The following is a 12,015-nucleotide window of genomic DNA, read 5'->3' on the forward strand; positions in this document are numbered from 1 at the left end:
CGATCCTGGCACCCCGGCGCCCGGCGTGCACCGTGACAAATCCGCCGCACGTCGCACGGATTTGTCACGGCCGGGCGGGCGTCGCGCCGGCGCGTGGCGCGCGTAACGTCGGTGACACGAAGCCGGAGCCCCCCCGATGGCTTCACAGATCTCGGGCCCGTGTGTCCGGCCGCCGGAGTCCGGCGCCGACACGGGCCCGTTTCTGTGCACGTCTCGCCCTCGGGTGCGCGCCGCGGGGGCTCAGTCGAGGACGTCGCCGAGATCGTACGAGGCGACCGCCTCCAGCTGCTCGTACGTGCACGAGCGGGCGTCGCGGTCGGGCCGCCAGCGCTCGAACTGCACGGTGTGGCGGAAGCGGTCGCCCTCCAGCTGGTCGTAGCGCACCTCGAGGACGCGCTCGGGTCGCAGCCGCACGAACGACACGTCCTTCGACGACGAGAAGCGCGACCGGTCGGTCTCGCCGACGACGGCGTCGCCCTCGTCGTCGCGTTCCACGAGCGGCGCGAGCTCCTCGACGAGCTCCAGCCGGCGCGCGTCGCTCCACGCGGCGACGCCGCCGACGTTGCGGATGACCCCGTCGGGTCCGTACAGGCCGACCAGCAGCGACCCGACGCCCCGACCGCTCTTGTGCACGCGGTAGCCGACGGCGACGACGTCGGCCGTACGCGCGTGCTTGATCTTGAACATCGTCCGTTTGCCGGGCGCGTAGGGGAGGGCGAGCGGCTTGGCGACGACGCCGTCGAGCCCGGCCCCCTCGAACTCCTCCAGCCAGCGCGCCGCGAGGTCGGCGTCGCCGGTCGTGCGGGTGAGGTGGACGGGGTGCGGCACGCCCGCCAGCAGGTCCTCGAGATGTGCACGACGGACCCGGAAGGGCTCGTCGTGGAGCAGGGCGTCGCCGCGCGCGAGGAGGTCGAACGCGATGAACATCGCCGGCGTGGTCTCGCTGAGCATCGTCACGCGCGACGCCGCGGGGTGGATGCGCTGCGAGAGCGCCGGCCAGTCCAGCCGCTGCGCCCCGGGCTCTCCGACCGCGACGACGATCTCGCCGTCCAGCAGGCACGGCTCGGGAAGCAGGCGCGAGAACGCGTCGACGAGCTCGGGGAAGTACCGGGTCAGGGGCTTCGAGCCGCGGGATCCGATCTCGACCTCCGTGCCGTCCCAGGCGACGAGGGCGCGGAATCCGTCCCACTTGGGCTCGTACGACAGCCCGCCCTCGACCCGGTCGGCGGCCGGCACAGTGGGGACGGACTTCGCGAGCATGGGGGCGGGGATGTCGTACATGGGTTCCATCCTGGCCGCTCCCTCCGACGCTGGCGAGGGGTCAGGCGAAGGCGCTCACCCCGGTGATGTCACGCCCGATCAGCAGCGCCTGCACGCTCTCGGTGCCCTCGTACGTGTGGATCGCCTCGATGTCGGCCATGTGCTGGATCACGCCGTTCTCGAGCAGGATGCCGTTGCCCCCCAGCAGGTCGCGGGCCGTGGCGGCGATCCGGCGCGCGGCGCGGGTGTTGTGGTACTTCGCCAGCGACGCCTGGGTGGGACGCAGGCCGCCCGACGCCTCGAGGTCGGCCAGGTGCCGGCAGTACAGCTGCATGGCCGTCAGCTCCTCGAGCATCTGGGCAAGCCGCTCCTGCACCATCTGGAAGCGGGCGAGCGGCTTGCCGAACTGCGTGCGCTGCTGCGCGTACTGCAGGGCGGCCTCGTAGCACGCGGTCGCGTGGCCGAGCGCCGACCACGCGACGCCCGAGCGGGTCGAGTAGAGCACCGTCGAGGCGTCGCGGAAGGTGCGGGCTCCGGGCAGCACCGCGTCGGCGGGCAGGGGGACGTCGTCGAGGGTGATGTGCGCCTGGTGGATGCCGCGCAGCGCGCCCTTGCCGGTGATGACGGTGCCGGTGTAGCCGGGAGCGGACTGCTCCACGAGGAAGCAGCGCACCGCCGCATGGTCGTCGGCGCCCTCGTCGTCCACGCGTGCCCACACGAACGTCACGCCGCCGGCGGCGCCGTTCCCGATCCACTTCTTGGCCCCCCGCAGCACCCATCCGCCGTCGTCGGCGCGTCGTGCCGTCGTCTCCAGCGACACGGAGTCCGAGCCGTGGTCGGGCTCGGTGAGGGCGAAGGCGGCGGGCACCTCGGCGCGCGCGATCGGGGCGAGCCAGGTCTCCTGCTGCGCAGGGCTGCCGAAGAGGGCGAGGGTGCGCAGAGCGAGGCCGCCCTGGACGGCGATGACCGTGCCGAGCGATCCGTCGCCGCGCGACACCTCCATGTTCACGAGCCCCGCCGCGAGGGGCGAGAAGCGCGTGAGGGCCGGGTGGTCGATGCCGTCGTTGAGGAGGTCGAGCGCACCGAGGCGACGGGCGATGTCCATCGGATAGTCCGCGGCGTTCCAGGCCGCGCGCATGGCCGGGCCCACCTCGTCGATGTAGGCCTGCGCGCGCTCCCAGACGGCGCGGTCCTCGGCCGGGATGTCGGCGAAGACGGCGTAGTAGTCGGTGCCGAGCCGGCCGGTGACGTCGTACGAGGAGACGGACTGGCCGGGGAACGCCGAGGGATCGGGGGAGGTGCCCATACGCGACAGGATAACCCGTTACGGCATCCAGTGTCATCATCCGCGGTACGCAGTATCACCGTGACATCCCGGGGAAACACGCCGGGCGTACGCTGAGCGGGTGCCACAGCTGAGCCCCCATGTCGCCGCGGTGCCCGGCAGCGGCATCCGTCGCCTGTTCGAGATCGCGCTCACCCTGGAGGGCGTCACCTTCCTCGCCGTCGGCGAGCCGGACCTCCCCGTCGCCCCGCACATCGCGGCCGCGGCGAAGGCCGCGTGGGACGCCGGCGACACCAACTACACGGCCAACGGCGGCATCCCGCCGCTGCGGCGCGCATTCGCCCAGCGATTCGCCCAGGACCGCGGCGTCGCGCTCGATCCGGAGCGGGTGTGGGCCACGATCGGCGGCACGCAGGCGCTGCATCAGGCGCTCGGTCTGATGCTCGACCCGGGCGACGAGGTGCTCGTGCCGGATCCCGGCTACACCACCTTCTCGATGAGCCCGCGGATGCTCTCGGCCGTGCCGGTCGCCTACTCGCTGCGCGAGGAGGCGGGCTTCCTGCCCGAACTGGACCGTCTGGAGCGACTGGTGACCCCGCGCACCCGCGCGATCATCGTGAACTCGCCCTCCAATCCGCTCGGCACGGTGCTGGACGAGCACCACGCGCGGGGGCTCCTCGACTTCGCGCGCCGTCACGATCTGTGGGTCCTCAGCGACGAGGTCTACGCCGAGCTCGCCTGGGATGCGCCGCACGTGAGCCTGACGGCGCTCGACACCCGCGAGAGCGGAGGCGAGCGCGTCGTGGGGGTCTTCTCCCTGTCCAAGACGTACGCGATGACCGGGGTGCGGGTGGGCTTCCTGGTCGCGCCGCGCGCCTGGGCGGCGCCGCTGCGCTCGGCGCAGGAGGCGATGATCTCCTGCGTGAACGCGCCGGCGCAGCACGCCGCGATCGCCGCCCTCACCGGTGACCAGTCCGCCGTCGCCGATGCGCGCGTCCACTACCGGGAGAACCTCCGCGCCGCCACGGCACTCCTCGACGAGCGGGGCATCGGCTACCTGGAGCCGTCCGGCGCGTTCTACCTGTGGATCGACGTGCGACACGTCAGCGGGGGCGATGTCGCCGCGTGGGCCGAGGACTTCCTGCGCCGGCAGCGCGTGGCCGTGGCGCCCGGCTCGGCGTTCGGTCCCTCCGGCGAGGGATGGATCCGCGTGTGCGTGGCCGCGTCGCGCAGCGACCTGCTCCACGGCCTGTCGCTCCTGCCCGCGCCGTGAGGGGCGCGGGTCGCCGCGTCAGCTCAGCTCGGACTTGAGCCGGCGCGCGACCTCCGCCGCCGGCATCCGGCGCGGGAAGGCCGCGATGACGAGGTCGTCGCGCGCGGGCGTCTCGCCGTCGGGGTGCACGCCGAAGCGGTGCATGAGGTCGTCGTACGCGGCCGACAGCACCGACGCCGGCACCTTCTTGGTGTCGCGCAGGAGGCGGCGCAGCACGTGGTTGTGCACCGCGGTCACGGCGGCCGAGAACGCGACCGACTCCACGGGGTCGATCCCGGGGAGCGCGCCGCGGAGGTAGTCGTCGAACACCCGCTCGTACTGGAACACCGTCACGATCTCGCGCTCGCGCAGCGCCGGCACCTGCCGCACGACGCTGTACCGGCGGCGCGCCAGCTCGGGGTCGGCGGCGAAATGGCGGAAGACCTGCACGGACGCCTCGCAGACGGCCGCCCACGGGTTCTCGTGGCGGCCGTCGCGACTGCCGAGGAAGGTGCGCAGCTGCGCGAGGAGCTCGTCGTGGTCGGTGAAGACCACGTCGTCCTTGCCCCCGAACTGGCGGAAGAAGGTCGATCTCGAGACGCCCGCCGCCTGTGCGATCTGCTCGACGGAGGTGGATTCGAACCCCTGCGTGGCGAACAGCTCGAGGGCGGCCGCGACGACGGTGTTGCGGGACGGCGGGGGAGCGGGCTCACTCATGAGGCAGAGCCTACCCAGGCGGGGGCCGCGGACAGGGCACTCAGCGGCACGTACTAGGCTGGGGGACTGGTCGATATCTCGACATCGAGACTTCTCCGTCCTCGAAAACCCACCGTCGCCCAGCGAAGGATTGCACGTGGATCTCTACGAGTACCAGGCACGAGACCTGTTCGAAAAGTACGAGGTGCCGGTGCTCGCCGGCATCGTCGCCGACACCCCTGAGGAGGCGAAGGCAGCAGCCGAGAAGCTCGGCGGCGTGGTCGTCGTCAAGGCCCAGGTCAAGACCGGAGGCCGCGGCAAGGCCGGCGGCGTCAAGGTCGCCAAGACCCCCGACGAGGCGTACGAGGCGGCCCAGGCCATCCTCGGCCTCGACATCAAGGGCCACGTCGTCAAGCGCGTCATGGTCGCCGCGGGAGCCCGCATCGCCAAGGAGTTCTACTTCTCGGTGCTGCTGGACCGCGCCAACCGCTCCTACCTGTCGCTCGCGAGCGTCGAGGGCGGCATGGAGATCGAGGAGCTCGCCGTCGAGCGTCCCGAGGCGCTGGCGCGGGTCGAGGTCGACCCCCTCACCGGCATCGACGCCGCCAAGGCGCTCGAGATCGCCAAGGCCGCGAACTTCGACGACGAGCTGGCCCCGAAGGTCGCCGACGTCTTCGTCAAGCTCTTCCAGGTGTACAAGGGCGAGGACGCCACCCTCGTCGAGGTCAACCCGCTGATCCTCTCGGAGGAGGGCGAGATCATCGCCCTCGACGGCAAGGTCTCCCTCGACGAGAACGCCGACTTCCGCCACGCCGGACACGCCCTCCTCGAGGACAAGGACGCCGCCGACCCGCTCGAGGCCAAGGCTAAGGCCAACGACCTCAACTACGTCAAGCTCGACGGCGAGGTCGGCGTGATCGGCAACGGCGCGGGCCTGGTCATGTCGACCCTCGACGTCGTCGCCTACGCCGGCGAGAAGCACGGCGGCGTCAAGCCGGCGAACTTCCTCGACATCGGCGGCGGCGCGTCGGCCGAGGTCATGGCCGCCGGCCTGGACGTCATCCTCGGCGACCCGCAGGTCAAGAGCGTCTTCGTCAACGTCTTCGGCGGCATCACCGCGTGCGACGCCGTGGCCAAGGGCATCGTCGGCGCGCTCGCCGAGCTGGGTGCGAGCGCCTCCAAGCCGCTCGTCGTCCGCCTCGACGGCAACAAGGTCGAAGAGGGCCGCGCGATCCTCCGCGACGCCGCCCACCCGCTCGTGACCCTGGCCGAATCGATGGACGAGGGCGCCGACAAGGCCGCCGAGCTCGCCAACGCCTGACCCGGATAAGGAACGCAGAACAATGTCGATCTTCCTCAACAAGGACTCCAAGGTCATCGTCCAGGGCATCACCGGCGGCGAGGGCACCAAGCACACGGCGCTCATGCTCAAGGCGGGCACCAACGTCGTCGGCGGCGTGAACGCCCGCAAGGCCGGCACGACGGTGCTCCACACCGACGCCGACGGCAACCCGGTCGAGCTCCCCGTGTTCGCCTCGGTCGCCGAGGCCATCGAGGCCACCGGCGCCGACGTGTCCATCGCCTTCGTGCCGCCGGCCTTCACCAAGGCCGCGATGGTCGAGGCCATCGACACCGACATCCCCCTCCTCGTGGTCATCACCGAGGGCGTCCCGGTCGGCGACACCGCCGAGGCGTGGGCCTACGCGCAGAGCCGCGGCAACAAGACGCGCATCATCGGCCCGAACTGCCCCGGCATCATCACGCCCGACGAGGCGCTCGTCGGCATCACGCCCGCCAACATCACCGGCAAGGGCCCGATCGGCCTCGTGTCGAAGTCGGGCACGCTCACCTACCAGATGATGTACGAGCTGCGCGAGATCGGCTTCTCGACGGCCATCGGCATCGGCGGCGACCCGATCATCGGCACCACGCACATCGACGCGCTCGCCGCGTTCGAGGCCGACCCCGAGACGAAGGCGATCGTCATGATCGGCGAGATCGGCGGCGACGCCGAGGAGCGGGCGGCCGACTACATCAAGGCGAACGTCACCAAGCCGGTCGTCGGCTATGTCGCCGGGTTCACCGCCCCGGAGGGCAAGACGATGGGCCACGCCGGCGCCATCGTGTCGGGCTCGGCGGGCACCGCACAGGCCAAGAAGGAGGCCCTCGAGGCCGCCGGCGTCAAGGTCGGGAAGACCCCGTCCGAGACCGCCGCTCTGATGCGGGAGATCATCGCGGGACTCTGATCGCACGCGAGAGGGGCCGGATGCCGAGCGGCATCCGGCCCCTTCGTCGTTCGGCGTCGAGGCGCGCGGGGAGTCGGCCCGGGCCCGCCGCGGGCGGCGCGCGATCAGCCGGCGAGCAGGGCCTCGATCGGGCCGCGCGCGAAGTAGATCACGAAGCCGGCGGCGACCACCCACAGGAGCGGGCTGATCTGCTTCGCCTTGCCCGACAGCGAGCGGATGACGACCCAGCTGACGAAGCCGGCGCCGATGCCGTTGGCGATCGAGTAGGTGAGCGGCATCACCGTGACGGTGAGGAACACCGGCACGAGCGCCGACAGGTCGGTGAGGTCGACGTGACGGATCTGGGCCATCATGAGCGCACCCACGATGACGAGCGCCGCGGCCGCGATCTCGGTCGGGACGATCGTGGTCAGCGGGGTGAAGAACATCGCAAGGAGGAACAGCCCGCCGGTGACGAGGTTCGCGAGCCCCGTCTTCGCGCCCTCGCCGATGCCGGCGCCGGACTCGATGAAGACGGTGTTCGACGACGACGAGGTGAGGCCTCCCGCGACCGCGCCGATGCCCTCGACGACGAGCGCCGAGCGCAGGCGCGGGAAGTTGCCCCTCTCGTCGGCCAGTCCCGCCTCGCGCGACAGGCCCGTGAAGGTGCCCATCGCGTCGAAGAAGTTGGTGAACAGCAGGGTGAAGACGAGCATCGTCGCCGCGAGGATGCCGATCCGGTCGAACGAGCCGAAGCTGATCTGCCCGACGAGGTTGAGGTCGGGCCAGGAGACGAGCGTCGACGGCAGCTCGGGCACCGACAGACCCCAGCCGCCGGGGTTGGCGACCTGGCCGTCGGCGCCGATCTTCGGACCGAGGTTCCAGATCGCCTCGACGACGACGGCGGCGACGGTGCCGCTCACGAGGGCGATGAGGATCGCGCCCTTGACCTTGCGGGCGATGAGGACGGCGGCCAGCAGCAGGGTGAGGACGAACAGGAGGGTGGGCACGGTCGCGATCGAGCCCGCGGCGCCGAGACCGACCGGCGGGGAGTTCGCTCCGGTGGCGGTGACGAAGCCGCTGTCGACGAAGCCGATGAAGGCGATGAAGAGGCCGATGCCGACGGTGATCGCGGTCTTCAGCGCCATCGGCACGGCGTCGAAGATGAGCCGCCGGAGACCGGTGACGGCGAGCAGCACGATGAGCAGGCCGTTGATGACGACGAGCCCCATCGCCTCGGCCCACGTGACCTGGCCGACGACGGCGACGGCCAGGAACGAGTTGATGCCGAGGCCGGCGGCGAAGGCGAACGGCAGGCGGGCGACGAGACCGAAGAGAACGGTCATCGCCCCCGCGGTGAGCGCCGTGGTCGCCGCGACCTGCGCGAAGTCCAGCTGCACCCCCGTCACGTCGGTGCCGCTCGAGAGGATGATCGGGTTCAGGATGACGATGTACGCCATCGCCACGAAGGTGACGAGGCCGCCGCGGACCTCCGCTCCGACCGTCGAGCCGCGCCGGGTGATCTCGAAGAAGCGGTCGAGGGCGGATTCGGGACGCTCGGTGCGGGCGGTGGGCGTGGTGCTGTCAGTGCTCAAGGGGGACCTCCAGGGACGAAGGTAGCGCGCCCGCGCGCCCTCGGTGAACGTCGGCGCGCTGTCGGTAGGGTCGAAGCCGCATGAACCGCCTCCTCGTCGCCCTCCTCGCCGCCTTCGACGCCGTGATCGTCGTCGCCGTCGGCATCGCCGCGGCCCTCGCCCCGATGACGCTGCTCTGGGTGTTCGGCGTCTCCGATCCCGACTGGGCCGCACTGTGGCCCGCGGCGGCGACCCTGTGGCAGGCGGGGCACCTCGTGCCGCTGAGCATCACGCTCGACGACCAGTACGCGGCGATCGCCGGGATCCCCGCGGAGGCCGCGAGCTTCACCTTCTCGCTCGCCCCGCTCGCCTTCACGCTGTTCACCGCCGTCTTCGCCGCCCGGTCCGGAATGCGCGCCGCGCGGGCCGGCGCCTGGCCGGCCGGGGTCGTCGCGGGGACGGCGACCGTCGCCGCCCTCGCCGCGCTCGTCGCCGCCACCTCGTCGCTGGCTGTCGTGGCGGTCCCGACGTGGCAGGCGATCCTCCTCCCCACGGCCGTCTTCTTCGCCGCCGCGGCCGCCGGGGCCCTCGTCCACGCCTGGCGGGAGGGCGACGACGGCCTCCTCGACCTCGTCCGGGACCGGATCGACATCGACGACACCGGCATCGTCGAAGCCGCTGCGCGCGGCATCGCCGCCGCGCTCGTCGGCCTCGTCGCGGTGGGCGCGGCGGTGACCGCGATCGCGGTGCTCGCCGGTGGCGGGCGCGTGGTCGCCCTCTTCGAAGCGGCTCACGTCGACCTCGTCGGCGCACTCGTGGTCGGCACCGGCCAGCTCCTCTACCTGCCGACCCTCATCGTGTGGGGCGCCGCGTACGCCGCCGGCCCCGGCTTCGCGCTCGGGAGCGGCACGACCGTGTCTCCGGGCGGCACCGACCTCGGGGTCGTCCCCGGGATCCCGGTGCTCGGGATCATCCCCGAGGAGCCGTCGGCCTGGCTGCTGCTGCTGGCGCTGCTCGTCGTCGCCGTCGGAGCCGGGGCCGGCTGGATCGCCCGCACGCGACTGCTCGCCGCCCACCGGGGCGACGAGCCGCTGGCGCCCCGTCTCATCGTCCTCGGCCTCGTCGTCGCGGGTGCGGCCGGCGGCGCCGCGCTCCTGGCACTGGCGTCCTCGGGAGCGCTCGGGCCCGAGCGGCTGCAGCAGACCGGCCCCGCCGCGGGGTCGTTCGCGCTCGCGGTCGCCGTGGAGATCGCCATCGGGGCGGCGGCCGTGCTGCTGGCCCCGCGCGGCGACGGGTCGTCCGCGGTGCCGCCGGCGGCCACGGGGCAGACGTCGCCGCCGGTAGACTGAGCCGGTGCTGACCCTCGCCGTGCTGATCTCGGGCGCGGGTTCGAATCTTCGGGCCCTGCTGGAGGCGGCGAGCGACCCCGATTTCCCCGCCCGGGTGGTCGTCGTCGGCGCCGATCGCCAAGCCGACGGCTTCGCCCACGCGGAGGCCTACGGCATCCCGACGATCATGGTGCCGTTCCGCGAGTTCGAGACCCGTGAGCACTGGGGCGCCGAGCTGCACGAGCAGCTGTCGGTGTGGCGCCCCGACCTCGTGGTGCTGAGCGGCCTCATGAGGCTGCTGCCGCCCGCCGTCGTGGACGCCTGGGCGCCGCGGCTCATCAACACCCACCCCGCCTACCTGCCCGAGTTCCCCGGAGCGCACGGCGTGCGCGACGCGCTGGCGGCGGGCGCGACCCAGACCGGTGCCAGCGTCATCGTCGTCGACAGCGGCGTGGACACCGGCCCGATCCTCGCCCAGGAGCGCGTCCCGGTGCTCCCCGGCGACACCGAGCACAGCCTGCACGAGCGGATCAAGCCCGTCGAGCGGCGGCTGCTCATCGACGTCGTCCGGCGGATCGCCACCGGCGAGCTCGACCTGACGACCTACGACACCCACTGAACGACGCCCATCATCGCGACAACAGGAGCCCCCATGGCCGGACCGACCATCGACCCTGCCCTCTACCGCCCGCGCGACATCGTCCCGATCCGCCGCGCCCTGATCTCGGTCAGCGACAAGACGGGGCTGCTGCCGCTCGCCGAGGCGCTCGCCGCGGCCGGGGTCCAGATCCTCTCCACCGGCGGCTCGGCGGCGCTGCTGCGGGAGGCCGGGATCGCCGTCACCGACGTGTCGGAGATCACCGGATTCCCCGAGTCCCTCGGCGGCCGCGTCAAGACGCTGCACCCGAGCGTCCACGCCGGCCTGCTGGCGGACCTGCGTCTCGAAGACCACGAGACCCAGCTCGCGGAGCTCGGCATCGAGCCGTTCGAGCTCGTCGTCGTGAACCTCTACCCCTTCGCCGAGACCGTGGCCTCGGGGGCCCAGGGCGACGCCGTCGTCGAGCAGATCGACATCGGCGGACCGGCGATGGTCCGCGCGTCGGCGAAGAACTTCGCCAACGTCGCGATCGTCGTCTCGCCCGAGTCCTACCCCGCGATCGTCGCGGCCGTCGCCGACGGCGGCACGAGCCTCGCGCAGCGCCGCGACCTGGCCGCGCGCGCGTTCGCCCACACCTGCGAGTACGACCGCGCCGTCGCCACCTGGTTCGCCGATGAGACCCTCGCCTCCGACGAGCTGCCGCAGCACCTGACGATCAAGGCCGAGCGCCTCGAGACGCTCCGCTACGGCGAGAACGCGCATCAGCGCGCCGCCATCTACACGCGCCTGGGCGGCCACGGCATCGCGCAGGCGACGCAGCTGCAGGGCAAGGAGATGTCCTACAACAACTACGTCGACGCCGACGCCGCCCTCCGGGCCGCCTTCGACCTGGTCAAGCCGGCCGTCGCCATCATCAAGCACGCCAACCCGTGCGGGATCGCCATCGGCGCCCCCAACGCCCTCGACCCGATCGCGTCCGCGCATCTGCGGGCGCACGAGTGCGACCCCGTGTCGGCGTTCGGCGGCGTCATCGCGGCCAACCGCACGGTGACGCTCAAGATGGCCGAGAACCTGCGGGACATCTTTACCGAGGTCATCGTCGCGCCCGACTTCGAGCCCGAGGCGCTCGAGGTGTTCAAGCTCAAGAAGAACCTCCGCGTCCTGCGCCTCCCCGCCGACTGGAAGCAGGAGCGCATGGACGTGCGCCTGGTCTCCGGCGGCCTGCTCCTGCAGGATGCCGACCGGTTCCCCGACGAGATCGAGTCCGTCGCGAAGGACTGGCAGCTCGTCTCCGGCGAGCGTCCCGCGCCCGGTGAGCTGGAGGGCATGATCTTCGCGTGGAAGGCGTGCCGCGCCGTGAAGTCCAACGCGATCGTCCTCGCGCAGGGCTCGGCGACGGTCGGCATCGGCATGGGCCAGGTCAACCGCGTCGACTCGTGCCGCCTCGCGGTCGAGCGCGCCGGCGACCGTGCGGCGGGATCCGTCGCCGCCTCCGATGCGTTCTTCCCCTTCGCCGACGGCCCGCAGGTGCTCATCGACGCCGGGATCAAGACGATCATCCAGCCGGGCGGCTCGGTGCGCGACCAGGAGGTCATCGACGCGGCGCGCGCGGCGAACGTCACGATGTTCTTCACCGGAGAGCGCCACTTCTTCCACTGACCGTCGGCGTCCGCACGGCGTTCTCGCCGTCCGCTGCGCCCCGGATTCGCAGATCGTCGCCGGATTCGGATGCCGGGCCTCCGCCCCTCCGAATCCAGTGGCATTCTCCGAATCCGCCGCGACGGCGGGGCGCACCGT

Annotated in this window: 10 protein-coding genes; 6 read left to right on the forward strand and 4 right to left on the reverse strand. The window is 72.1% G+C overall.

The window, feature by feature from the left end; translation table 11 throughout:
- Positions 1-240: 240 nt before the first annotated feature.
- Positions 241-1,281, reverse strand: a complete 1,041-nt coding sequence (locus ACPWUT_RS02860) for an ATP-dependent DNA ligase (protein WP_425840412.1) — start codon at positions 1,279-1,281, stop codon at positions 241-243.
- Between the two features lie 40 nt (positions 1,282-1,321).
- On the reverse strand, positions 1,322-2,566 hold the full coding sequence (locus ACPWUT_RS02865) for an acyl-CoA dehydrogenase family protein (RefSeq protein ID WP_425840415.1): 1,245 nt from the start codon (positions 2,564-2,566) through the stop codon (positions 1,322-1,324).
- Between the two features lie 130 nt (positions 2,567-2,696).
- Here ACPWUT_RS02865 and ACPWUT_RS02870 point away from each other — a divergent pair, with 130 nt between their 5' ends.
- Positions 2,697-3,818, forward strand: coding sequence for a pyridoxal phosphate-dependent aminotransferase (locus ACPWUT_RS02870; protein WP_425842354.1), 1,122 nt, complete (start codon positions 2,697-2,699; stop codon positions 3,816-3,818).
- 18 nt (positions 3,819-3,836) lie between these two features.
- Here the strand turns inward: ACPWUT_RS02870 and ACPWUT_RS02875 are convergent, their stop codons facing one another.
- Positions 3,837-4,514, reverse strand: coding sequence for a TetR/AcrR family transcriptional regulator (locus tag ACPWUT_RS02875; RefSeq protein WP_425840417.1), 678 nt, complete (start codon positions 4,512-4,514; stop codon positions 3,837-3,839).
- A 136-nt stretch (positions 4,515-4,650) separates the two neighbouring features.
- Here ACPWUT_RS02875 and sucC point away from each other — a divergent pair, with 136 nt between their 5' ends.
- The gene (gene sucC, locus ACPWUT_RS02880) at positions 4,651-5,814 is read left to right on the forward strand and encodes an ADP-forming succinate--CoA ligase subunit beta (protein ID WP_284530348.1); all 1,164 of its coding nucleotides are present in this window, start codon (positions 4,651-4,653) and stop codon (positions 5,812-5,814) included.
- A 22-nt stretch (positions 5,815-5,836) separates the two neighbouring features.
- Positions 5,837-6,739 carry a succinate--CoA ligase subunit alpha gene (sucD, locus tag ACPWUT_RS02885; protein ID WP_284530350.1) on the forward strand — a complete coding sequence of 301 codons (903 nt, stop codon included), beginning with the start codon at positions 5,837-5,839 and terminating at the stop codon, positions 6,737-6,739.
- A 104-nt stretch (positions 6,740-6,843) separates the two neighbouring features.
- Here sucD and ACPWUT_RS02890 read toward each other — a convergent pair whose 3' ends face one another.
- Positions 6,844-8,313, reverse strand: coding sequence for an NCS2 family permease (locus ACPWUT_RS02890; protein WP_425840421.1), 1,470 nt, complete (start codon positions 8,311-8,313; stop codon positions 6,844-6,846).
- Positions 8,314-8,393: 80 nt separating this feature from the next.
- On the opposite strand from ACPWUT_RS02890, the gene ACPWUT_RS02895 reads away from it, so the two are divergent.
- The 3 genes from ACPWUT_RS02895 to purH are packed head-to-tail and all read left to right on the forward strand — an operon-like array spanning position 8,394 to position 11,877.
- Positions 8,394-9,641, forward strand: coding sequence for a DUF6350 family protein (locus tag ACPWUT_RS02895; protein WP_425840423.1), 1,248 nt, complete (start codon positions 8,394-8,396; stop codon positions 9,639-9,641).
- 4 nt (positions 9,642-9,645) lie between these two features.
- Positions 9,646-10,239: a phosphoribosylglycinamide formyltransferase gene (gene purN / locus ACPWUT_RS02900; RefSeq protein WP_284528279.1), complete on the forward strand. Its 594-nt coding sequence runs from the start codon at positions 9,646-9,648 to the stop codon at positions 10,237-10,239.
- 33 nt (positions 10,240-10,272) lie between these two features.
- On the forward strand, positions 10,273-11,877 hold the full coding sequence (gene purH / locus ACPWUT_RS02905) for a bifunctional phosphoribosylaminoimidazolecarboxamide formyltransferase/IMP cyclohydrolase (protein WP_425840426.1): 1,605 nt from the start codon (positions 10,273-10,275) through the stop codon (positions 11,875-11,877).
- Positions 11,878-12,015 lie beyond the last annotated feature (138 nt).

Origin of the sequence: Microbacterium sp. PA5 (assembly GCF_049860775.1) — a bacterium.
In the GTDB taxonomy this organism is placed as follows: Bacteria; Actinomycetota; Actinomycetes; order Actinomycetales; family Microbacteriaceae; genus Microbacterium.

Excerpts from the sequence above, each read along its gene's own strand:
- sucD (WP_284530350.1), top strand. The coding sequence starts at position 5,837 with ATGTCGATCTTCCTCAACAAGGACTCCAAGGTCATCGTCCAGGGCATC.
- ACPWUT_RS02860 (WP_425840412.1), bottom strand. The coding sequence starts at position 1,281 with ATGTACGACATCCCCGCCCCCATGCTCGCGAAGTCCGTCCCCACTGTG.
- ACPWUT_RS02895 (WP_425840423.1), top strand. The coding sequence starts at position 8,394 with ATGAACCGCCTCCTCGTCGCCCTCCTCGCCGCCTTCGACGCCGTGATC.
- ACPWUT_RS02875 (WP_425840417.1), bottom strand. The coding sequence starts at position 4,514 with ATGAGTGAGCCCGCTCCCCCGCCGTCCCGCAACACCGTCGTCGCGGCC.
- ACPWUT_RS02865 (WP_425840415.1), bottom strand. The coding sequence starts at position 2,566 with ATGGGCACCTCCCCCGATCCCTCGGCGTTCCCCGGCCAGTCCGTCTCC.
- purH (WP_425840426.1), top strand. The coding sequence starts at position 10,273 with ATGGCCGGACCGACCATCGACCCTGCCCTCTACCGCCCGCGCGACATC.